Genomic DNA, 20,301 nt, shown 5'->3' with positions numbered 1-20,301 from the left:
AAGCGGTGGTTACACCCGCGTTCCACGGGTAGCTCACTTTCATGGGCTTCGAAAGAGCGGTGGTGACCGGCGGGGCGGGTTTCCTCGGGTCGCACGTGTGCGAGGCGCTGCTGGCACGCGGCGCGCGGGTCGTGTGCGTGGACGACTTCCGCACCGGCTCGCCCGCCAACCTGCCCGACGACCCCCGGCTGGGCGTGGTCGTCGCGGACGTGGGCAAGCCCCTGGACCTGCTCGGCCCGGTCGACCTGGTCATGCACCTGGCGTGCCCGGCGTCCCCGGTGGACTACCTGCGGATGCCCGTCGAAACGCTCAAGACCGGAGCCCTCGGCACCCTGCACGCGCTGGAGCTCGCCCAGCGCAAGGGCGCCCGCGTCGTGGTGGCCTCCACCAGCGAGGTCTACGGCGACCCGCTGGAGCACCCGCAGCGCGAGACGTACTGGGGCAACGTCAACCCCGTCGGCCCGCGCAGCGTCTATGACGAGGCCAAGCGCTACGGCGAGGCGCTGACGTGCGCGTTCAGCCGTGAGCACGGGGTGAACGCGGGCATCGTGCGCATCTTCAACACCTACGGGTCGCGGATGCGGCCCGACGACGGCCGGATGGTGCCGACCTTCGTCCGCCAGGCCCTGGCGGGCGAGCCGCTGACCGTGCACGGCGACGGGCGGCAGACCCGCTCGCTGTGCCACGTGGACGACCTCGTGCGCGGCCTGCTGGCGATGGCCGAGAGCGACGAGCTGGGCCCGGTGAACCTCGGCAACCCCGAGGAGGTCACCGTGCTGGAGGTCGCGCGCAAGGTCGTCGGGCTGCTGGGCAGCACGTCCGGGATCGAGCACGTCGACGCCATGACCGACGACCCGCGGCGGCGCCGGCCGGACATCTCGCTGGCCCGCGGGCTGCTGGGCTGGCAGCCGGAGATCGGCCTGGACGAGGGCCTGCGGCGATCGTTCGACCGACACCCGGTCGGGTAAGCGGACCACGTCGGTCCACACCGGAGCGAAAGGGGAACGCCGTGCGCGTGCTCGGCATCAACGCGATCTTCCACGACCCCGCCGCGGCCCTCGTGGTCGACGGCGAGGTGGTGGCGGCCGCGGAGGAGGAGCGCTTCTCCCGGCGCAAGCACGGCAAGCGCCCGGTGCCGTTCTCGGCCTGGGAGCAGCCGGAGATGGCCGCCCGCTGGTGCCTGGAGCGGGCCGGGCTGACCCCGGCCGACCTGGACGCGGTGGCCTACTCCTACGACCCGGACCTGGTCGAACCGAGCGACGTGCCGTGGGAGGACCTGCGCACCGAGTACGCGCGCCGCGCGCCGTACTTCCTGGCGACCGCGCTGCCCGGCCTGGACCCCGACATCGTGCGGTTCGTGCCGCACCACGTGGCGCACGCCGCGTCGGCGGGCCTGGCCGCGCCGTACGGGGGCGACTGCGCCGTGCTGGTCAACGACGGCCGCGGCGAGTGCCGCTCGCACCTGGCGGGCAGCTACCGCGACCACCGGCTGGAGACGCTGGCCGCCCAGCACCTGCCCCACTCGCTGGGCCTGCTCTACGAGGACCTGACCGAGCACCTGGGCTTCCTGCGCTCCAGCGACGAGTACAAGGTGATGGCGCTCGCCTCCTACGCCGAGCCCAGGCACCTGGACCTCATGCGCGAGCACATCTACGCCACCGAGGACGGCGGGTTCGCCGTGATGCCGCTGGACTGGGGCACCCTGGCCAAGCGGCGCGAACCGCACGAGGACATGACCCAGGAGCACGCCGAGCTGGCCGCGAGCGTGCAGGTGCGGCTGGAGGAGGTCCTGCTCGACCTGGCCCGGTGGCTGCACGAGCGCACCGGGCACAAGCGGCTGACCATGGCCGGCGGCGTGGCGCTGAACTGCGTGGCCAACACGCGGATCTTCGCCGAGGGGCCGTTCGAGGAGGTCTGGGTGCAGCCGGCCGCCGGTGACGCGGGCACCGCGCTGGGCGCCGCGCTGACCGTGGTCGCCGACGCGGGCGAGCCCGCCGCCGCGATGCCGGGCGCCGACCTGGGCCGCTCGTGGACCGACGACGAGATCCGCGAGTACCTGGACAACGCCAAGGTCGCCTACGAGGAGCCGGAGGACGTCGCGGTCGCGGTGGCCGAGGCGCTGGCCGCCGACCAGGTCGTGGCGTGGTTCCAGGGCCGCAGCGAGTACGGGCCGCGCGCGCTGGGCCGCCGCTCCCTGCTCGCCCACCCCGGCCGCCAGGAGAACCTGGCCCGGCTCAACGAGGTCAAGGGCCGCGAGCAGTTCCGGCCGATCGCGCCGATGGTGCTGGCCGACCGGGCGCCCGAGCTGTTCGGGCGCGGGCCGTTCCCCAGCCCCTACATGCTGTTCGTGCACGACGTGAAGCCGGAGTGGCGCGACCGCATCCCGGCCGTGGTGCACGTGGACGACACCGCGCGCGTGCAGACCGTCGACCCGGCGACCGAACCGCTGATGGCCCGGGTGATCAGCGGGTTCGAGGAGCGCACCGGCCTGCCGGTGGTCGTGAACACGAGCCTGAACACCGCCGGGCGGCCCATGGTCGACGACCCGCGCGACGCGCTGGAGTGCTTCGGCTCGGCGCCGGTCGACCTGCTGGCCATCGGCCGGTTCGTGGTGCGGCGATGAGCGGCGTCGACTACGCGGTGGTCATCCCGACCGTCGGCCGGGCCAGCCTGGGCGTGGTGCTGGACGCGCTGGAGCACGGCTCGGGCCCGCCGCCGCGCGAGGTGATCGTGGTCGACGACCGGCCCGACCCCGGGCCGCTGCCGCCCACGCACTCCGCGCGCGTGCTGCGCTCGGGCGGTCGCGGCCCGGCCGCCGCGCGCAACGCCGGGTGGCGCGCCGCGTGCTGCGAGTGGGTCGTGTTCCTGGACGACGACGTGGTGCCGCCGGAGGACTGGAAGGCCCGGCTGGTCGCCGACCTGGAGTGGCTGGGCCTGGAGGTCGGCGCGTCGCAGGCGCGCATCACCGTGCCGCTGCCCGCCGACCGCAGGCCGACCGACTGGGAGCGCAACACCGCCGGGCTCGCGGACGCCCGGTGGATCACCGCGGACATGGCCTACCGGCGCGCGGCGCTGGTGCACAGCGGCGGGTTCGACGAGCGCTTCCCGCGCGCCTACCGGGAGGACGCCGAGCTGGCGCTGCGCGTCCAGGAGCACGGGTACCGGGTGGTCACCGGCGACCGCGTGACCACGCACCCGGTGCGGGAGGCCGACTTCCTGGTCAGCGTGCGGCAGCAGCGCGGCAACGCCGACGACGCGCTGATGCGGCGCCTGCTGGGCCCGGGCTGGCGCGGGAAGATCGGCGGCGCGCCCGGCCGGCTGCCCCGGCACGTGGTGACCACGGCGGCCGCCGCGTTGACCGTCCTCTGCGGACTTCTCGGGCAGCGGCGGGCCGCGCTGCTGTTCGGCTCGGTGTGGGCGGCCATGAGCGCGGAGTTCGCCGTCGACCGCATCGCGCCCGGCCCGCGCACGCGCGAGGAGGTGGTCAAGATGGTGGTCACGAGCATCGCCATCCCGCCCGCCGCGTGCCTGCACCGGCTGGTCGGCGAGGTCCGGCACCGCGGCGTGCGGCCGGCGGGCACCACCAGGACGTTCCACGCGCCCAGCGAGCAGCCGCCGGTGGTGCGGCGGTGAGGGTGCTGGTGCTCCGGGCCCTCGGCCTCGGCGACCTGCTCACCGCCGTGCCCGCGCTGCGCGGCCTGCGCCGCGCCCACCCCGGCGCGGAGGTCGTCCTGGCCGCGCCCGCCTGGCTGGCCGACGTGGTGGCGCGCATCGACGCCGTCGACCGGCTGCTGCCCACCGAGGGGCTGGTGCCGATCGACTGCGAGGCGCCCGACCTGGCGGTGAACCTGCACGGCCGCGGCCCGCGGAGCACCGAACTGCTGCGCGCCACCCGCCCGGCGCGGCTGATCACGCACGGCGCGCACGTGCCGTGGGTGGAGGGGCAGCACGAGGTGGTGCGGTGGTGCCGGCTGCTGGCGCAGTTCGGCATCGCGTGCGACCCCGCCGACCTGCGCCTGCCGCCGCGACCGGCCAACGGCGCGGTCGTCGTGCACCCCGGCGCCAGCCACGGCGCCCGCCGCTGGCCCGCGGAGCGGTTCGCGCAGGTCGCGCGGGCGCTGGGCCCGGACGTCGTGGTGACCGGCAGCCCCGCCGAGGAGCCGCTGGTGCGGGAGGTGGCGCGGGGCGGGCGGTACCGCACGGGCGACCTGGGCGGCCTGCTGGACCTGGTGGCGGGAGCGCGCCTGGTGGTGTGCGGCGACACGGGCGTGGCGCACGTGGCCACCGCTTACGGCACGCCGTCGGTGGTGCTGTTCGGGCCGGTGTCCCCGGCGCAGTGGGGGCCGCGGTCGGGACCGCACCTGGCGCTGTGGCGCGGCCGGGTCGGCGACACGTTCGCCGACGAACCGGACCCGGGCCTGCTGGAGATCGACGTGGACGAGGTGTTGGCAGCCGCACGATCGCTGACGGGAGGTGGACCGTGGCCAGGATCGGCGTCATCGGCGCGGGCTATGTCGGGTTGACCACGGCGGCGTGCTTCGCGCGCCTCGGGCACGAGGTGGTGTGCGCGGACGTGGACGCCGCCAGGGTGGAGGCGCTGTCGCGGGCCGAGGTGGTCGCGCACGAGCCGGGGCTGCCCGAGCTGGTCGCGGAGGGCGTGCGGGCCGGGCGCCTGCGGTTCGTGCTGGGCAACCCGGAGGCGCTGGGCGACGCGGACTTCGTGTTCCTGTGCGTGCCCACGCCGACCGGCGCGGACGGCGCGGCCGACCTCGCGGCGGTGCACGCGGTGCTGGCGCAGGCGCGTGACGCGGTCCGGCCGGGGTGCGTGCTGGTGCTCAAGTCGACCGTGCCGCCGGGGACCACCGAGCGGGTGGCCGAGCTGGTCGGCCGCGACGACGTGGAGGTGGTGTCGAACCCGGAGTTCCTGCGCGAGGGGCACGCGGTCGACGACTTCCTGCGGCCGCAGCGCGTCGTGGTCGGCGCCCCCGGCTCGGGTTCGGGCTCGCGGTCGGGCTCGCGGTCCGGGTCGGGCTCGCGGTCGGGCTCGGCCTCGCGGTCCGGCTCCGGCGAGGACGCCGCCCGGCGCGTGGTCGCCCTGTACGAGGGCACGGGCGCCCCGACGCTGATCACCGACAGCGCGAGCGCGGAACTGGTGAAGTACGCCAGCAACTGCTTCCTGGCCATGAAGCTGTCCTACGTCAACAGCCTGGCGGAGCTGTGCGAGCGGGTGGGCGCGGACATCGCGGACGTCACCGAGGGCATGTCCCTGGACGACCGGATCGGCGCGGCGTTCCTGGAACCGGGCCCCGGCTGGGGCGGTTCGTGCTTCCCCAAGGACACCAGGGCGCTGCTGTCGGCCGCGGAGGAGGCGCGGGTCGACTTCCCGCTGCTGCGCGCGACGATCGGCACGAACGGCCACCAGGCGCGGCGCGTGGTGGACATGGTGCGCGACGCGGTGGGCCCGCTGCGCGGCGCCCGCCTGGGCCTGCTGGGGCTGACGTTCAAGGCAGGTACCGACGACCTGCGCGACTCCCCCGCGCTGGCGGTGGCCGAGCTGCTGGCGGAGGAGGGCGCCCACCTGGTCGGCTACGACCCGTGCGTGCACCGGGACTGCGGACCGGTGCGGGTGCTCGGCTCGGCGGAGGCCGCGGCCGCGGGTGCGGACGGGCTGGTGGTGCTGACCGAGTGGCCGGAGTTCGCCGAGCTGGACTGGCCGGCCCTGGCGGGCGCGATGAACCGGCCGGTCATCGTCGACACGCGCAACCTGCTGCCCGTCGACAAGGTGGTGGAGGCGGGCTTCCGCCTGGTCGGCATCGGCCGAGGCGCCACCGCGGCCTGACCCGGCCCCGGCGGCCCCGGCCCCGCCCTGGTCCCGGCGGGGCCGCCTCACCCCGGGGCGGCCCCGCCCCGCCGCGCGACCAGCCACACCCGCCTCGTCGCCACCCCGGCGGCCACCGGCACGACGGACAGCGCCAGGTACGGCAACCCGAGCGCGCCCAACCCCCAGACCAGCACCACACCGCCCCCGAGCACCGCCGCGGTGGCCGGTTCGGGCCGGGCAGGCACCGCGCTCAACCGGCGGAAGACCAGCACCACCGCCATCAGCAGCGGCACCGCGACCAGCGCGTAAGGGAACTCCGGCACCCCGAGCCGCTCGTGCTCCCGCGCGAGCACCGGGCCGGCGAGCAGACCGCCCCACGCGACCGCGAACAACGCCCGGAACCACAGCGGCAGGCCCGTCGGTGCGTTCATCGCCACCCCCCGGTCGGCAAGCACTCCCCCGCCGAAGGTACCGGCCGGCGGACCGGCCGCGGACTAACCGCGCGGATCCCACCGGAACACCCGCGTCGCCAGCACCACACCGGCCACGGTCCAGGCCGCCACCGACAGCACCGCCAACCCCACCTGCCCGGTCGCCCCGTCCCAGGCCGAGCGCACCAGCACCCCCAGCCCACCACCCGGCAGCAGCATGAACCGGGAATCCGCGTCCTCCCCCAGCGCCGGCAGCACGCCCACCAGCAACGCCAGGAAGAACGGCGCCGTGGTGATCTGGGCCAGTTCCGCGGTACCCGTGAGACCGCTGGTGCACACCCCCGCGGCGCAGGTCACGGCCGCACCGCCGACGACGGCCAGCACCAGCAGCTCGGGTCGGGCGGGCAGCGGGGCGCCGGCCACGAGGCTGACACCGACCAGCAGCACCGTCTGCACCACCGCCAGCAGCACGACCGGCAGCAGAATGCCGGTCAGCACCACCGCGTCCGACGCGGCACCCGTGCGCAGCCGCTTCAGGTACAGGTCCTGGCGGCGGGCGGTCAGGGCCGTCGTGGAGGTCACGTAGACGCCGAAGCCCAGGGTGAACACCACCTGGAGGGCGATCACCACGGACCAGCCGTCGTCCGGCGGTCCCTGCACCACCGCGACGTACACGCCCATCAGCAGCGGCATCAGCACGGCCAGTGAGGCGGCGGTGCGGTTGCGCAGCAACAGCTTCAGCTCGGCCACGCCCAGGGCGGTGATCACGCGGCCACCCCCGTCCGCGCGGCGCGGAAGACGTCCTCCAGGGACGCGTGGTGCGCGCGGATGCGCCCCAACCTCAACCCGGCCCGACCCGCCCAGGCCAGCAGCAGCGCCAGGTCGTCCTGCAGCTCCGCCGTGCGCACCTCCACCCGCCCCGGCGGCCGGTGCACGACGTCGCCCGCCAGCAGGGGCAGCGCGTCCACGTCGAGCGACGCGGGCAGGTCGAACGAGATCCGCGCCGGCTGCGCGGCCAGCACCTCCTCCACGGTCCCGGACACCGCCACCACCCCCTCGTGCAGGATCGCCAGCCGGTGGGCCAGCGACTCGGCCTCCTCCAGGTAGTGCGTGGTCAGCACGACGGTCGTGCCCTCGGCGAGCAGCCCGCGCACCACCTCCCACGTGCGCTGCCGCGACTCCGGGTCCAGGCCGGTGGTCGGCTCGTCCAGGAACAGCAGCTCGGGCCGGCCCAGCACGGCCAGGGCCAGGTCGAGCCGGCGGCGCTCGCCACCGGAGAGCTGCTTGACCCGCACGTCGCGGCGGTGCGCCAGGTCCAGGCGCTCCAGCACGTCCTCGGTCGCGCGCCTGCCGCTGGTCGCGCTCCACAGCGCCACCATCTCCCCCGCGGTCAGGTCTGCGGGGAAGCCGCTGTCCTGGAGCATGACCCCGGTCCGCGCGCGCAGCTCCGCCCGCCGGCGCCACGGGTCCGCGCCCAGCACCCGCACGGTGCCCGAGGTCGGCCTGCGCAGCCCCTCCAGCGTCTCCATGGTCGTGGTCTTGCCCGCGCCGTTGGTGCCCAGCAGGGCGAACAGCTCGCCCTCGGCCACCTCGAAGTCCACCCCTCGCACGGCTTCGAAGTCCCCGTAGCGGCACCTCAGGCCCGCCACGTCGATCACCGGGTTCATCATGCCGACCATGCTGCTCACGGGCGGGCGCGCGCTGTAGTGCCGCGGCGCACGAGCTGTTGTGACAGATGTCAGCAGACACCGTGCGACCTGTCCTCGTAGATTCCTCCCGTGACTGGTCTGGCCTGGCTGCGGCGCTACACCTGGTGGACGGTGATCGCCGGCGGCACCGTCCTCGCGCTCGGCGCCGTGGGCGACCTCGTCGCGAACCGGTACGGGCTGGTCAGGTCGGTGCTGGTGGCGGTGGCCGTGGTCGTGGTGGTCGGGCAGCACGTCCGGTACATGAGCCAGGCCATGTCCGGGTTCGGCCGGGGCGAGCAGCGGCTGGTGGAGCACGCGGCGACGTTCGCGGTGGCGCTCGCGGCGTGGGCGGTGATGATCGACGGCGGGGGGTTCCTGCCCGCGTGGGCCTCGCTGCCCGGGCTGGTGGTGGCCCACGTGGCGGCGACCGTGCCGGCGCGGGCCCGGTGGGCGGTGGTGCTGCTGGGCGGCGGGCTCACCGTGGCGACCGGCGCCGCGTTCGCCGACCGGGACGTGGGCGGCGCGGTGATCATCGCGGTCACCGTGGTGGCGGTGCTGGTGCTGGCCGACCTGGCGCAGCTGTGGTTCTGGGACATGGTCGTCAAGCAGGACCGCGCGCGGCAGACCGCCGAGGCGCTGGCCGTGGCCGAGGAGCGGCTGCGGTTCGCCGCCGACCTGCACGACATCCAGGGTCACCACCTCCAGGCCATCGCGTTGAAGGCGGAGCTGGCGGAGCGGCTGGTCGGCCGCGACGACGAGCGGGCGCGGCGGCACGCGGCCGAGGCCGCCGAGCTGGCCCGCACGGCGCTGCGGGAGACCCGCGACGTGGTCCAGGGCTACCGGCGGGCGAGCCTGGGCACCGAGATCACCAACGCGGTGGGCGTGCTGCGCGCGGCGGGCATCGAGGCGGTGGTCGCGGGCGACGCGGCCGACGTGCCGCCGCCGCTGCAGCCGCTGTTCGGCGCGCTGGTCCGGGAGGGCACCACGAACGTGCTGCGGCACAGCCGGGCACGGCGGTGCGACGTGGCGATCGACGTGGTCGGTGGCCAGGTCAGCGTGCGGCTGCGCAACGACGGCGTGCGGTCGGACGACGCGGCGGAGGCCGGTTCCGGGGGCTCCGACGGCTTCGGGGGTTCCGGGCTCGCCGGCCTGCGCGAGCGGTTCGCCGCGGTCGGCGGGCGGGTGGACGCGGGCCGGGCCGCGGCGGGCTCCTTCGAGCTGGTCGGCCGGGCCGCGGTGCCGCTGGTGGGTGCGGGCCGGTGACGGGGGCGCCGATCCGCGTCGTGCTCGCCGACGACGAGGACCTGATCCGGGGCGCGCTGGCCGCGCTGCTGGAGCTGGAGGACGACATCGCGGTGGTCGCCCAGGTCAGCGACGGCGATGCCGCGGTGGCGGCGGTGCGCGAGCACCGGCCCGACATCGCCGTGTTCGACCTGGAGATGCCCCGCCGGGACGGGGTGCGGGCCGCCGAGGCGGTGCGCGACCTGGCCGGGGTGGCGGTGGTGATCGTGACCCGGCACGCCCGGCCCGGCGTGCTGCGGCGGGCGCTGAGCGCGGGCGTGCTCGGGTTCGTGCCCAAGACCACGCCCGCCGCCCGGCTCGCGTCGATCCTGCGCGACGTGCACGCCGGTCGCCGCTACGTGGACTCCGAGATCGCCGCCGCCGCGCTGACCGAGGGCGCGTGCCCGCTGACGACGCGCGAGCTGGACGTGCTGCGGTACGCCCTGGGCGGCGGCACGGTGGCCGCCATCGCCCGCGACGCCCACCTGGCCGCGGGCACCGTGCGCAACTACCTGTCGTCGGCGATGACGAAGCTCGGGGTGAGCACCCGCTACGAGGCCGCCCGCCTGGCCTGGGAGGAGGGCTGGATCTGAGCCTGCCCGAGGTGCACGACCTTCACCGTCGTCATCTCGTCGAGGAGCTCGGGGCCGTAGCCGAACCCGGTGCCGGAGGACCGGCGCGGCTGCGCGGCACCGCCCGGCGCGCCGCCGAACACCGCGTTGACCTTCACCGTGCCCACGGGCAGCGCCCGCCACGCCCGCTGGGCGTTGGCCATCGACCCGGTCAGCACGGTCGCGGCCAGGCCGTGCTCGTCCACGCACGCCTCGGCCAGGCCCTCCTCGAAGGAGGCCACGATCCGCACCGGGGCCACCGGGCCGAAGGTCTCCTCGCGCATCACGCGCATGGTGGCCGTGCAGCCCATCAGCACGGTCGCCGGGTAGTAGGAGCCGTCGCCGTCCGGGACCTCGCCGCCGACCAGCAGCTCCGCGCCCTCGGCCACCGCCTCGGTGACGTGCGCGTGCACGTGGTCGCGCATCCGCCGGTCGACCAGGGGCTGCGCGGCCGCGGTCCAGCGGCGCGCCTCCTCGCACAGGGCTCGCACGAACTCCTCGGCGACGGCCTCGTGCACGTAGATCCGCTCGACCGAGGTGCACAGCTGGCCGGCGTTGGTGAACGCGCCGAGCGCCGCCTGGCCGGCCGCCCACACCGGGTCCACGTCGCCGTCGACGACCAGCGGGTCGTTGCCGCCGTTCTCCAGCAGGGCCTTGGCGCCGGTCCGCGCGCACGCCTGGGCGATGGAGCGGCCGGTGGCCGTGCCGCCGACGTGGGCGACGACGTCCACGTGCGGTGAGGCGGCCAGCGCGGCGCCGACCTCGCCGTCGCCGTCGAGGGTCTGGAGCACGCCGCGCGGGAAGTGCCCCGCCATGACCTCGCCGAGCAGCGCGCCCGTGCGCGGGCAGCGCTCGCTGGGCTTGTGCACCGCGGTGTTGCCGGTGACCAGGGCCGCGCCGAGCAGGCCGCACGCCACCGCGACCGGGTCGTTCCACGGGGTGAGCGCCACGACCACGCCGCGCGGCTCGGGCACCATGAAGTCCGCCGCGTCGGGCGAGCCGAGCAGCGACCGGCCGCGGTGCACCGGGCCCAGCTCGGCGTACTGCTCCAGCGTCGACACCCCGGCCAGCACGCCCTCGCGGGCCGAGTCGAACGGGCGCCCGGTCTCCTCGGCCACCGCGGTGGCCAGCTCGTCGGCGCGGGCGCGGACCGCGTCGGCCGCGGCCCGCAGCGCGGCACCCCGACCGGCGGCGGGGGTGCCGGCCCAGGCGGGCAGCGCCTCGCGGGCGGCGAGCACGGTGGTGGTCACGTCCTCGCGGGTGGTGAGGCGGTCGACCCGGTGGCCGTCCAGCGGGCTGGGCACGTCGAGGGTGGCGTCGCGCATGTCCGTCATGGGCTGCGGGTACCCGGGCGGTGCAGGTGAAACCACTCCTGAGGAGGAGCCATGCCCGGAAGCCAGGAGCTGCCCAGCACCGTTGCCCGCTCGCCCAAGAAGGCGCAGCGCACCTGGATCAAGGCGCACGACTCGGCGGTGCAGACCTACGGCGAGGGCCAGCGCGCGCACCGGACCGCGTTCGCCGCGCTGAAGCACTCCTTCGAGAAGGTCGGCGACCACTGGGAGCCCAAGGACCACAAGGGGCCCTCGGACGCGCAGGCCGCCCGCAGCACCCCCAAGCCCGGCAAGACCGCCGGCGGCGTGGACGCCAACGCCAGCAAGCAGCACCTCTACGACCTGGCCAAGCGGCTCGACATCGCCGGCCGCTCCACCATGACCAAGCCCGAACTGGTCAAGGCCATCCAGAAGGCCAACAACCGCAAAACCGCCAAGTCCCGCTAACCCGCGCGAGTCGAACCTCCAGGACCCTCGTGTCCCACGTCCAGGACCCCCGAGTTCTACGTTCGGGTCGGCTTGAACGTAGAACTCGGGGGTCCTGGGGGTTCGACACGACGGGTCTGGAGGTTCGACTCGCGCGGGATCTAGGGGGTTAGCCAGGAGCGGTCGGGGAGTAGTTGGCTGGCTTGGGGGCCCATCAGGGTCATGCCGCCGTCCACCACGAAGGAGGCGCCGGTTACGTAGGAAGCGGCGGGGGTGGCCAGGAAGGCCACCACGGCGGCTACTTCCCTGGCGTGGCCGGGGCGGCCGAGGGGGATGCCGGGGCGGGGTTCGGACCTCGGGTCGGTGTCGGTCTGGCCGGTCATGGGGGTGGAGATCTCGCCGGGGGCCACGGAGTTGACCGTGATGCCGTGTTCGGCCAGTTCCAGGGCCAGGACCTTGGTCAGGGCGCCCAGGCCGGCCTTGGCGGCGCAGTAGGGGGCGGCGCCCACGCGCGGCTGGTGCTCGTGGACCGAGGTGATGTTGACGATCCGGCCGCCGCCGGCTTCGACCATGTGCTTGACGGCCCGCTGCGAGCACAGGAACGCGCCGTCCAGGTCCACCGAGAGCACCGAGCGCCACGTCTCGAAGTCCATGTCCACGGCCTTCTGCGCGGAACCGGTGCCGGCGCAGTTGACCAGGATGTCCAGGCCGCCCAGCTCCTCGGCCAGCTCGTCGACCACGTCCGCCGCGGCGGGCAGGTCGGTCAGGTCCAGCCGGCGCACGACCGCCCGGACCCCGTAGGAGCGGACCTCCGCCGCGGTCGCCTCGGCGCCGTCCGCGTCGGAGTGGTAGGTGATCCCGACGTCGACGCCGCCGCCCGCCAGGGCCGCCGCGACGGCCCGGCCGATCCCGGAGTCGGACCCCGTCACCACCGCGCGCACCGGCGCGCCCCTGGGCCATTCGGGTACTGGAGCACTCATGACCTGCGGGTACCCGGGCCGGTGTTTGCCACACCCCGCCACGGGAACGCCACGGACGGGCGAAAGGAGACAGTCACGATGAAGGCCGTCACCTGGCACGGCAAGAGGGACGTGCGCGTGGACAGCGTGCCCGATCCCGTCATCAAGGAGTCCACGGACGTGGTCGTCCGCATCACGTCCTCCGGCCTGTGCGGGTCGGACCTGCACCTGTACGAGGTGCTGGGACCGTTCATCGACGAGGGCGACGTCCTGGGCCACGAGCCCATGGGCGTGGTCGAGGAGGTCGGGCCCGACGTCACCGAGGTCAGGCCCGGCGACCGGGTGGTGATCCCCTTCAACGTCTCCTGCGGCACGTGCTTCATGTGCGGCCAGGGGCTTCAGTCGCAGTGCGAGACCACCCAGGTGCGCGAGCAGGGCACCGGCGCGGCCCTGTTCGGCTACACCAAGCTCTACGGCCAGGTGCCCGGCGGCCAGGCCGAGTACCTGCGGGTGCCGTTCGGCAACACGCTGCCGATCAAGGTGCCGGACGGCCCGCCGGACGACCGGTTCGTCTTCCTGTCCGACGTGCTGCCCACGGCGTGGCAGGCGGTCGAGTACGCCGACCCGGGCGACAGCCTCGTGGTGCTCGGCCTCGGCCCGATCGGCGACATGGCCACCCGCATCGCCAGGCACCGCGGCGTCGGCACGGTGATCGGCGTGGACCTGGTGCCCGAGCGCATGGCGCGCGCCGAGGCCAACGGCGTGACCGTGCTCAACGTGCGGGACAAGCACCTGGTGGAGCACATCCGCGAGCTGACCGGCGGCCGCGGCCCGGAGGCCGTGATCGACGCGGTCGGCATGGAGGCGCACGGCGCGCCCGTGGCCAAGCTGGCGCACCAGGCCGTGGGGATGCTGCCGGACGCCATCGCGGCGCCGTTCATGAAGACGGCGGGCGTGGACCGGCTGCACGCGCTGCGCCTGGCGATCGACATCGTGCGGCGCGGCGGCACCATCTCGCTGTCCGGCGTGTACGGCGGCATGGCCGACCCGCTGCCGATGCTGACCCTGTTCGACAAGCAGGTGCAGCTGCGCATGGGCCAGGCCAACGTGTGGCGGTGGGTGCCGGAGATCCTGCCGCTGCTGACCGACGACGACCCGCTGGGCGTCGACTCGTTCGCCACGCACCACCTGCCGCTCGACGAGGCGCCCCACGCCTACGAGATCTTCCAGCGCAAGCAGGACGGTGCCGTCAAGGTGCTGCTGCAACCATGAGGCACCGTCGTCCGGCCACGAGCCTGGTGCTCGTCGCCCTGCTGGCGGCGGGCGGGTGCGGTTCGGGCACCGACGACCTGGTCCGGCGCACGGCGGAGGACTTCACCTCCGCCGTGGCCGCGGGCGACTCGCAGCGCGCCTGCGCGCTGCTGACCGACCGGGCCCGCGAGGGCGTCGAGTGCTCGTCGTTGGACCTCCCCGGTGGCGCACCGGTCGAGGAGGTCGAGGTCTGGGGTGACGCGGCGCGCGTGCGCACCGACACCGACGTGCTGTTCCTGCGGGAGCTGTCCTCGGGCTGGCACGTCTCGGGCGCGGGGTGCGTCGCGCGGCCGGACCGGCCGTACGCGTGCGGGGTGGGTGGGCCGTGACGCAACGCGGGATGTTCTACGCCTATCTGCTGGGGGTGGTGGTGTTGTTGGTGTTCTTCGCGGTCGTCGGGTTGGTGGGCTCGTGAAGAGGTTCCTGCGCGACAACGGCCTGGGCCTGGCGTTCGCGTTGCTGTTCCTGGCCTCCCTGGTGGGCCAGGCGTTCGCCGGCAACGCGGCCCTCAACGAGCACAGGCTGACCGACGGCGGCGACCCGGTCGGCCTGTGGCAGTACGTGGTGTCGTCGGACTTCGCGGTCGACGTGGCCGAGAACTGGCAGTCCGAGTACCTCCAGTTCTTCGTGTTCATCTTCGCCACGGTGTGGCTCGTGCAGCGCGGTTCCACCGAGTCCAAGCCCGCCAAGCGGCTGGGCCGGGAGTCCGACGAGGAGCAGTCGCTCGGCGCGCACGGGAAACCGGAGTCGCCGCCGTGGGCCAGGGCGGGTGGTTGGCGCACCCGCCTGTACTCCAACTCGCTGGGCCTGGTGATGCTGGCGCTGTTCCTGGGTTCGTGGGGCGCGCAGTCCATCGCCGGCCACAGCGCCTACAACAACGAGCAGCTGGTCGACTTCCAGGACCCCGTGTCGTGGGGCCGGTACGTGCTGTCGGCGGATTTCTGGAACCGGTCGCTGCAGAACTGGCAGTCGGAGTTCCTGGCCATCGGCTCGATGGCGGTGTTCAGCGTCTACCTGCGCCAGCGGGGTTCGTCGCAGTCCAAGCCGGTGGGCGCCCCGCACACGGCGACCGACGAGAACGGCTGAGGCGAGGGGGCGACCGGCGTCACTCCTGCCGGTCGCCCCCGTCGTCCGGCCCGCCCTCGTCGATGGTGTCGCGGCCGCGCTCGCGCAGCGGGAAGACGAACCACAGCAGCCCGAACAGCAGGGCGGCGAACACGCCCAGCCCGATGCCGATCCAGCCGCCGACGATGACCTCGCCGAGCAGCAGCACGGTGCCGACCATGGCCAGGGCCAGGAAGACCAGGCCCGCGATGGCGAAGCGGTTCGCCACCTCGATCACGTCCTCGCGCCGGCCGCGGCGGAACAGGATGCGGTGCCACGGCGCGGGCGCGGTGAGCAGCGCGACCGAGGCGGCGGCGAAGAGGATCGTGACCAGGTGCGTGCCGCGCACGAAGCGGTCCGCGTCCGCGTAGCGGTCGGTGAACGTGATCGAGAGCAGGAAGCCGAACAGGATCTGCACCCCGGCCTGCGCGACGCGCAGCTCCTGCAGCAGCTCGTTGAGGTTGCGCGCCAACCTCCGCTGTTGGGACTCCTCACCCTGGCTCACGGGGACGACAGTACCCATCACCCATTCCGGCTAACCACGCGAATCGTGCGAAATTCCGAGTCGGTCGGGTCGGGCAGGTACATGCCGGCCTCGTGGCCGGAGAGCAGGTAGTCCACCACCGGCTGGGTGATGACCTCGCCCGGCAGCGCGGCGGGCACGCCCGGCGGGTACGGGCTGATCGTCTCGGCGCAGATCCGGCCGACGGCCTCGCGCACCGGCACGTGGTCGGCGTCGGCGTAGAACGCGTCGCGCGGCCGCATCGCCTGCTCCAGCTCCAGCTCGCCGGGCGCGGGCACGTCCACGCGCCGGGCGCGGGGCAGCCCGTCGGCGTGCTCGACCAGGTCGGCCACCGCGTCGCAGAGCCGGTCCACGGTCGACGCGTCGTCGGCCACGGTGACCTGGGCGGCGATCCGGCGGTGGTCGGCCAGGCCGACGTCGACCCGGTGGTGCTCGCGCAGCCAGTCACTGGCCGTGTAGCCGGAGATGCCCAGCTCGGCGAGGTCCAGCACGACCTTGAGCGGGTCGTGGTCGTCGGCCCGGTCGGGGTGCACCACGTGCTCCCGGTCGATCACCGTGACCAGGTCGCGCAGCCGCGACCGCACCTCGCCGGCCAGCCCCACCGCCCGGTCCAGCAGCTCGTGGCCGTGCTCGGCCATCTGCCGCCGCCAGCCGTCCAGCGCCGCGTAGACCAGGGCGGACGGGCTGGTGGTGTCGAGCAGGTCGGCGCGCATGCTCAGGATCGCCGGGTCGATCCGGTCGCCCTTCAGGTGGTAGACCGAGCTCTGCTCCAGGCCCGCGCCCATCTTGTGCACGCTGGTCACGCACAGGTCGGCACCGGCGTCCATCGCCCACGCCGGCAGGTCGGGGTGGAACGGCAGGTGCGCGCCCCACGCCTCGTCCACGATCAGCGGCCGGTCGAACGAGTGGCAGACCTCCGCCACGCCCTTGATCGCCGCGCACGTGCCGTAGTCGGTCGGCGTGATCAGCAGCATGCCCTTGGCCTCGGGTGCCCGCCCGAACGCCTCGCGCACCTCGTCCACGCCGGGCGGGTAGGCCCACTGCCAGTGCGCGTCCCAGCGGGGGTGCACCCACACCGGCTCGATGCCGCTGATGATCACGCCCGCGATCACCGACTTGTGCGCGTTGCGCGAGACCAGCAGCTTCTCCCCCGGCCTGGCCACGGTGATGATGCAGGTCTTGACCGACAGCGAGCTGCCGCAGGTGGAGAAGAACGCGTGGTCGGCGTCCACGGCGTCGGCCATCAGGTCCATCGCCTTGGACAGCACGCCGTTGGTCATCAGGCGGTCGTCGAGGCCGTTCATCACCAGGACGTCGGACTTGAACACGTCCGCGCCGAGCACGTCGAGCACCCGCCGGTCGACACCCCGCCCCTGCTTGTGGCCGGGCGGGGTGAACGACAAGTCGCCGCGCGCGTGGTAGTCGGCGATGGCCTGCAACACCGGTGCCTGCGAGTGGTCCATGCGCCCGTGTGCCACGTCCGGACCCCCGCCAAACCCCGCCGGTCACTTCCGGGTGACGAAGGACAGTCCGAAGTGGTTCAGCGTCGCGGGCAGGGGTGCCCGCAGCACCGGGACCTCCAGGTGCGGCCGCAGCACCTCCAGCGCCGTGCCGCCCGCGACCAGCACGAGGTCGCGCCCCGGGCACGCGCCCGGCCCGCCGCTGAACGGCACGATGCCGGGTTCGGCGGGCAGCGGCCAGATCCGCGGCGCGTACTCGTCGGCGTAGGGCAGCCGGTCGCGGTCGCGGTGGAAGTAGGGCGCGAACACGATGAACGTGGTGCCCGCGGGCAGCCAGGTCCCGTGCCAGTCGGTCGGTTCGGTGGACTCGCGCAGGATCACCGGCGTGGTGGGCCACAGCCGCGCGGACTCCCAGATCCCCGCGTGGCCCTCGCCGCCGATGGCCAGCGCCCGCATGGTGACGATCCCGGCCGCGTCGAAGGCGAACAGCCAGTGCGGCGCCTGCCCCACGACCTCGTCCGGGTCGCCGAGGCCGGCGATGCTGCCCGCCTCGCCGCGCTCCACGTGCTCGCGCAGCCGCGCCTCGAACCGCTCGCGCAAACGCTTCCGCTTCGGGTGCAGGTAGGCCCAGTTGGCGTTGCCGCGCAGCTGCCGCAGCAGGTCGGTGACCTCGTGGTCGTCGCGGGCGCCGGAGCCGAGCACGATGCGCCGCGCCGCGCGCCACCACGCCCGCGCGAACGCGTCCCAGGTCAACGCGCCGGTGCTGCGGGCGTGCCGCAGCAGCAGGTCGACCTCGTCGCGGACGATGCCCTCGGCGTCGATCTTGTCGGGGTGCAGCACCCGCTCGTTGAACCGCCGCCGCGCGGCGCGCTCCTCCCCGCTGGAGATGAGCACGCCGTGCGGCTGGAAGTGGTCCAGCGCCGCCCGCTTCTCGACGGTGTCGAGCCGGAACGGCTCCGGCGAGTCCGCGAGCAGGCGCGCCGCGTCGCTCGCGTCGAGCACCAGCGCGATGCTGCGGCCGGTGACGCGCAGCCGGAGCGGTTCCGGCCCGTAGCGGGCGCGGAACCGCTTCACGGTGGCCACGGCCAGGGCGTCGGCCTGCACCTTCTCCGCCAGGGCGGTGACGCCGGACCGGCGCACGATCACGCCCTTGGCCAGCGTCGGCAGCAGCACGTTGGTGAACGCCAGGCCGGTGTCCAGCCGGGAGGCTACGGCCACGACCCCTCCTCGCAGTGCGCGATCACCAGCTCGCGGACCTCGCAGCCCTCGGGCTGGCGCAGCGCGAACACGATCGCGTCGGCCACCCGCTCCGGCGGGTTGAGCCTGCTGTCGTCCGGCGGCCGGTACTGCTCCTCGCGGTCGTCGAAGAAGTGGGTCCGCATGCCGCCGGGGATCACCAGGGTCACGCCGACGCGCCCGGCGGTCTCCGCCGCCAGCGCCCGGGTGAACCCGACCACGCCGAACTTCGAGGCGCAGTACGCGGTGGCGTCGCCGACCGCCTTGATGCCCAGCGTGGACGCGATGGTGACCACCCGGCCGCCGCCCTCCAGCATCGGCAGCGCCGCGCGCACCACGGCCGCCGTGCCCATCAGGTTGACCATCACCACCCGCTCCCAGTCGCCGGCGGGCACCTGGTCGAGCCGGCCGCACGCGTCGATGCCGGCCGCGGTCACCACGGCCCGCAGGCCGCCGTTGCGCTCCGCGATGGCCTTGACGGCGCGCTCGGCCGCCCTGGTGTCGGACAGGTCCACCGACTCGAAGTCGGCGACCTCCGGCGACGACGGCGCGGCCTTGTCCAGCACCAGCGGCCTGCCGCCCAGCTCGTGCACCGCGTGCACGACCGCCGCGCCCAGTCCGGACGCGCCTCCCGTGATGAGCACCTGGTCCAACATCAACCCCTCCTGGTGAGCATGTCTGTGGTGGAACGGCCGCTGTGGTAGGGCACGACGACGGTGCGCCCGCCCCACCCGCGCACCAGGTCGGCCTCCGGCAGCGAGTCCGCGGAGTAGTCACCGCCCTTGACCCAGATGTCCGGCCGCAGCGTGGCGAGCACCCGCTCCGGGGTGTCCTCGTCGAACACGACCACCTCGTCCACGCAGCCCAGCGCGCGCAGCACCTCGATCCGGTCCTGCCCGCCGTTGACCGGGCGCCGCGGTCCCTTGAGCCGGCGCACCGAGGCGTCGGAGTTCAGGCAGACCACCAGGCAGTCGCCCAGCGACCGGGCGGCGCGCAGCGTGCGGACGTGACCCGCGTGCAGCAGGTCGAAGCAGCCGCCGGTGGCGACGACCACGCCGCCGCGCGCCCGCACCTTGTCCACAGTGGACATCTGTTCGGCCCTCGGGCCGGGCACCCGCGGCGGTGGCCGGAACCCGGACGCGCCGCCGGCCAGCAGGAAGTCCGCGGCCGAGGTGACCGCGGCGGCCACCGCGTCGTCGGTCGCGGCGCCGGCCATCAGGCGGGCGGCGGCGGTGGCGGCGAACCGGTCGCCCGCGCCGCACGGGTCCGGCACCGGCACGTTCGGCGCGGGCACGGCCACCGGGGTGCCGCCCGCGTGGAGCAGCGCGCCCCTGGCCCCCAGGGTCACCACCACGGCGCGGGCCCGCCACCGGTCGCGCAGCGCGGAACCCGCGTCCGCCGGGTCGGGCCGGCCGCTGAAGGTCCTGGCCTCGGCCGCGTTGGGGGTGACCAGGCGGGCACCCGGCACCGGCGCCGGGCCGCGCGGGTGCGGGTCCCAGACCACGGGCACCCGCTCCAGCACCGCGCGCAGCCGCTCGTCGCGCACCAGGCCGCGGCCGTAGTCGGAGACCAGCACGAAGTCGGCGTCCAGCACGGCGTCGAGCATCTCGTCGGTGACCTCCGGCGTGCCGGGGCCGCCGCCCCGGTCGACCCGGGCCAGCGAGTGCGCGCCGCAGCGCAGCCGCGTCTTGACCGGGGTGGGCGCGGGCGAGCGGCCGAGCACCGCGGGCAGGCCCGCCAACTCGTCGCGCAGCCGGTGCCCGTCGGCGTCGTCGGCGATCGCGCTGACCAGCGTCACGTCCACGCCGTCGGCCGCGGCCAGCGAGGCGGCCAGGCCCGCGCCACCGGGGCGGGCGCGCTCCTCGGCCACGTCCAGCACGGGCGCGGGGGCGTCGGGGCAGACCCGCTCGACGGTGCCGACCACGTCCACGTCGAGCAGGCAGTCGCCCACGACGGCCAGCTTCACGACGTCCCCCGGACCCGCCCGCCCGCCACCGGGCGCACGGGCCGCTCGCCCGCTCGCACCCGACGGCCGGCCGGGCTCCTCCACGGCGTGGCGAACGCCGTCACCCGGGGCTCCTGCTCCTCGCGCTCCACGACACCCTCCTCCCCGGTCACC

At 74.8% G+C, this 20,301-nt stretch carries 22 protein-coding genes; 11 read left to right on the top strand and 11 right to left on the bottom strand.

Annotated elements, in window-relative coordinates:
- Window positions 1-41 precede the first annotated feature (41 nt).
- Genes EKG83_RS11960 through EKG83_RS11940 form a run of 5 tightly spaced genes read left to right on the top strand, consistent with a single transcriptional unit; the run spans window position 42 to window position 5,839 of the window.
- Entirely contained in the window at window positions 42-968 is a 927-nt protein-coding gene (locus tag EKG83_RS11960) for a UDP-glucuronic acid decarboxylase family protein (protein ID WP_033427172.1), read from the top strand.
- Between the two features lie 41 nt (window positions 969-1,009).
- Entirely contained in the window at window positions 1,010-2,623 is a 1,614-nt protein-coding gene (locus EKG83_RS11955; protein WP_033427171.1) for a carbamoyltransferase family protein, read from the top strand.
- Window positions 2,620-3,633 (top strand): glycosyltransferase, encoded by a 1,014-nt coding sequence (locus EKG83_RS11950; RefSeq protein WP_084715822.1) that lies wholly within the window; start codon window positions 2,620-2,622, stop codon window positions 3,631-3,633. Before EKG83_RS11955 ends, EKG83_RS11950 begins: the two co-directional genes overlap by 4 nt.
- On the top strand, window positions 3,630-4,523 hold the full coding sequence (locus EKG83_RS11945) for a glycosyltransferase family 9 protein (RefSeq protein ID WP_211268966.1): 894 nt from the start codon (window positions 3,630-3,632) through the stop codon (window positions 4,521-4,523). The genes EKG83_RS11950 and EKG83_RS11945 overlap by 4 nt, the downstream gene beginning before the upstream one ends.
- Entirely contained in the window at window positions 4,481-5,839 is a 1,359-nt protein-coding gene (locus EKG83_RS11940) for a UDP-glucose dehydrogenase family protein (protein WP_033427169.1), read from the top strand. Before EKG83_RS11945 ends, EKG83_RS11940 begins: the two co-directional genes overlap by 43 nt.
- A gap of 47 nt (window positions 5,840-5,886) precedes the next feature.
- Here EKG83_RS11940 and EKG83_RS11935 read toward each other — a convergent pair whose 3' ends face one another.
- The 3 genes from EKG83_RS11935 to EKG83_RS11925 form a co-directional block, all read right to left on the bottom strand.
- On the bottom strand, window positions 5,887-6,252 hold the full coding sequence (locus EKG83_RS11935) for a hypothetical protein (RefSeq protein ID WP_153278029.1): 366 nt from the start codon (window positions 6,250-6,252) through the stop codon (window positions 5,887-5,889).
- 63 nt (window positions 6,253-6,315) lie between these two features.
- Window positions 6,316-7,020 (bottom strand): ABC transporter permease, encoded by a 705-nt coding sequence (locus EKG83_RS46810; protein ID WP_051764195.1) that lies wholly within the window; start codon window positions 7,018-7,020, stop codon window positions 6,316-6,318.
- On the bottom strand, window positions 7,017-7,922 hold the full coding sequence (locus EKG83_RS11925) for an ABC transporter ATP-binding protein (protein WP_033427338.1): 906 nt from the start codon (window positions 7,920-7,922) through the stop codon (window positions 7,017-7,019). Before EKG83_RS11925 ends, EKG83_RS46810 begins: the two co-directional genes overlap by 4 nt.
- A 108-nt stretch (window positions 7,923-8,030) precedes the next feature.
- Here EKG83_RS11925 and EKG83_RS11920 point away from each other — a divergent pair, with 108 nt between their 5' ends.
- Complete coding sequence (locus tag EKG83_RS11920) at window positions 8,031-9,203, top strand: sensor histidine kinase (protein ID WP_051764194.1); 1,173 nt, start codon at window positions 8,031-8,033, stop codon at window positions 9,201-9,203.
- The gene (locus EKG83_RS11915) at window positions 9,200-9,814 is read left to right on the top strand and encodes a response regulator transcription factor (protein ID WP_228122581.1); all 615 of its coding nucleotides are present in this window, start codon (window positions 9,200-9,202) and stop codon (window positions 9,812-9,814) included. The genes EKG83_RS11920 and EKG83_RS11915 overlap by 4 nt, the downstream gene beginning before the upstream one ends.
- Here the strand turns inward: EKG83_RS11915 and EKG83_RS11910 are convergent.
- On the bottom strand, window positions 9,772-11,166 hold the full coding sequence (locus EKG83_RS11910) for an aldehyde dehydrogenase family protein (RefSeq protein WP_033427166.1): 1,395 nt from the start codon (window positions 11,164-11,166) through the stop codon (window positions 9,772-9,774). The genes EKG83_RS11915 and EKG83_RS11910 overlap by 43 nt on opposite strands.
- 51 nt (window positions 11,167-11,217) lie before the next feature.
- On the opposite strand from EKG83_RS11910, the gene EKG83_RS11905 reads away from it, so the two are divergent.
- The gene (locus EKG83_RS11905) at window positions 11,218-11,610 is read left to right on the top strand and encodes a ChaB family protein (RefSeq protein WP_033427165.1); all 393 of its coding nucleotides are present in this window, start codon (window positions 11,218-11,220) and stop codon (window positions 11,608-11,610) included.
- Between the two features lie 140 nt (window positions 11,611-11,750).
- Here the strand turns inward: EKG83_RS11905 and EKG83_RS11900 are convergent, their stop codons facing one another.
- Window positions 11,751-12,569 (bottom strand): SDR family oxidoreductase, encoded by an 819-nt coding sequence (locus tag EKG83_RS11900; protein ID WP_051764193.1) that lies wholly within the window; start codon window positions 12,567-12,569, stop codon window positions 11,751-11,753.
- Between the two features lie 78 nt (window positions 12,570-12,647).
- Between EKG83_RS11900 and EKG83_RS11895 the strand changes: the two genes are divergently transcribed.
- From EKG83_RS11895 to EKG83_RS11885, 3 genes are all read left to right on the top strand, one after another.
- Complete coding sequence (locus EKG83_RS11895; RefSeq protein WP_033427163.1) at window positions 12,648-13,820, top strand: zinc-dependent alcohol dehydrogenase; 1,173 nt, start codon at window positions 12,648-12,650, stop codon at window positions 13,818-13,820.
- Window positions 13,817-14,188 carry a hypothetical protein gene (locus EKG83_RS11890; protein WP_063741222.1) on the top strand — a complete coding sequence of 124 codons (372 nt, stop codon included), beginning with the start codon at window positions 13,817-13,819 and terminating at the stop codon, window positions 14,186-14,188. The genes EKG83_RS11895 and EKG83_RS11890 overlap by 4 nt, the downstream gene beginning before the upstream one ends.
- An 82-nt stretch (window positions 14,189-14,270) precedes the next feature.
- Window positions 14,271-14,945 (top strand): DUF6766 family protein, encoded by a 675-nt coding sequence (locus EKG83_RS11885; RefSeq protein ID WP_033427161.1) that lies wholly within the window; start codon window positions 14,271-14,273, stop codon window positions 14,943-14,945.
- A gap of 19 nt (window positions 14,946-14,964) precedes the next feature.
- On the opposite strand, the gene EKG83_RS11880 is transcribed toward EKG83_RS11885, so the two are convergent.
- Genes EKG83_RS11880 through EKG83_RS11855 form a run of 6 tightly spaced genes read right to left on the bottom strand, consistent with a single transcriptional unit; the run spans window position 14,965 to window position 20,300 of the window.
- Window positions 14,965-15,468, bottom strand: a complete 504-nt coding sequence (locus EKG83_RS11880; protein WP_063741221.1) for a DUF6328 family protein — start codon at window positions 15,466-15,468, stop codon at window positions 14,965-14,967.
- A 17-nt stretch (window positions 15,469-15,485) separates the two neighbouring features.
- Complete coding sequence (locus tag EKG83_RS11875; protein ID WP_033427159.1) at window positions 15,486-16,964, bottom strand: Orn/Lys/Arg family decarboxylase; 1,479 nt, start codon at window positions 16,962-16,964, stop codon at window positions 15,486-15,488.
- Between the two features lie 27 nt (window positions 16,965-16,991).
- Window positions 16,992-18,164, bottom strand: coding sequence for a cytochrome P450 (locus EKG83_RS11870; protein WP_033427158.1), 1,173 nt, complete (start codon window positions 18,162-18,164; stop codon window positions 16,992-16,994).
- Window positions 18,155-18,838, bottom strand: coding sequence for an SDR family oxidoreductase (locus EKG83_RS11865; protein WP_033427157.1), 684 nt, complete (start codon window positions 18,836-18,838; stop codon window positions 18,155-18,157). The genes EKG83_RS11870 and EKG83_RS11865 overlap by 10 nt, the downstream gene beginning before the upstream one ends.
- Window positions 18,838-20,148: a D-glycero-beta-D-manno-heptose 1-phosphate adenylyltransferase gene (gene rfaE2 / locus EKG83_RS11860; RefSeq protein ID WP_033427156.1), complete on the bottom strand. Its 1,311-nt coding sequence runs from the start codon at window positions 20,146-20,148 to the stop codon at window positions 18,838-18,840. The genes EKG83_RS11865 and rfaE2 overlap by 1 nt, the downstream gene beginning before the upstream one ends.
- Window positions 20,145-20,300: a hypothetical protein gene (locus EKG83_RS11855; protein ID WP_153278027.1), complete on the bottom strand. Its 156-nt coding sequence runs from the start codon at window positions 20,298-20,300 to the stop codon at window positions 20,145-20,147. Before EKG83_RS11855 ends, rfaE2 begins: the two co-directional genes overlap by 4 nt.
- Window position 20,301 lies beyond the last annotated feature (1 nt).

The organism is Saccharothrix syringae (genome assembly GCF_009498035.1).
GTDB lineage: Bacteria > Actinomycetota > Actinomycetes > Mycobacteriales > Pseudonocardiaceae > Actinosynnema > Actinosynnema syringae.
This window is presented reverse-complemented; position numbering and strand designations above follow the sequence as displayed.

What these genes read in the sequence shown, in the direction of transcription:
- EKG83_RS11960 (WP_033427172.1), top strand. Translation starts at nt 42, where the DNA reads ATGGGCTTCGAAAGAGCGGTGGTGACCGGCGGGGCGGGTTTCCTCGGG.
- EKG83_RS11925 (WP_033427338.1), bottom strand. Translation starts at nt 7,922, where the DNA reads ATGATGAACCCGGTGATCGACGTGGCGGGCCTGAGGTGCCGCTACGGG.
- EKG83_RS11900 (WP_051764193.1), bottom strand. Translation starts at nt 12,569, where the DNA reads ATGAGTGCTCCAGTACCCGAATGGCCCAGGGGCGCGCCGGTGCGCGCG.
- EKG83_RS11865 (WP_033427157.1), bottom strand. Translation starts at nt 18,838, where the DNA reads ATGTTGGACCAGGTGCTCATCACGGGAGGCGCGTCCGGACTGGGCGCG.
- EKG83_RS11935 (WP_153278029.1), bottom strand. Translation starts at nt 6,252, where the DNA reads ATGAACGCACCGACGGGCCTGCCGCTGTGGTTCCGGGCGTTGTTCGCG.
- EKG83_RS11890 (WP_063741222.1), top strand. Translation starts at nt 13,817, where the DNA reads ATGAGGCACCGTCGTCCGGCCACGAGCCTGGTGCTCGTCGCCCTGCTG.
- EKG83_RS11905 (WP_033427165.1), top strand. Translation starts at nt 11,218, where the DNA reads ATGCCCGGAAGCCAGGAGCTGCCCAGCACCGTTGCCCGCTCGCCCAAG.
- EKG83_RS11950 (WP_084715822.1), top strand. Translation starts at nt 2,620, where the DNA reads ATGAGCGGCGTCGACTACGCGGTGGTCATCCCGACCGTCGGCCGGGCC.
- EKG83_RS11895 (WP_033427163.1), top strand. Translation starts at nt 12,648, where the DNA reads ATGAAGGCCGTCACCTGGCACGGCAAGAGGGACGTGCGCGTGGACAGC.
- EKG83_RS11910 (WP_033427166.1), bottom strand. Translation starts at nt 11,166, where the DNA reads ATGACGGACATGCGCGACGCCACCCTCGACGTGCCCAGCCCGCTGGAC.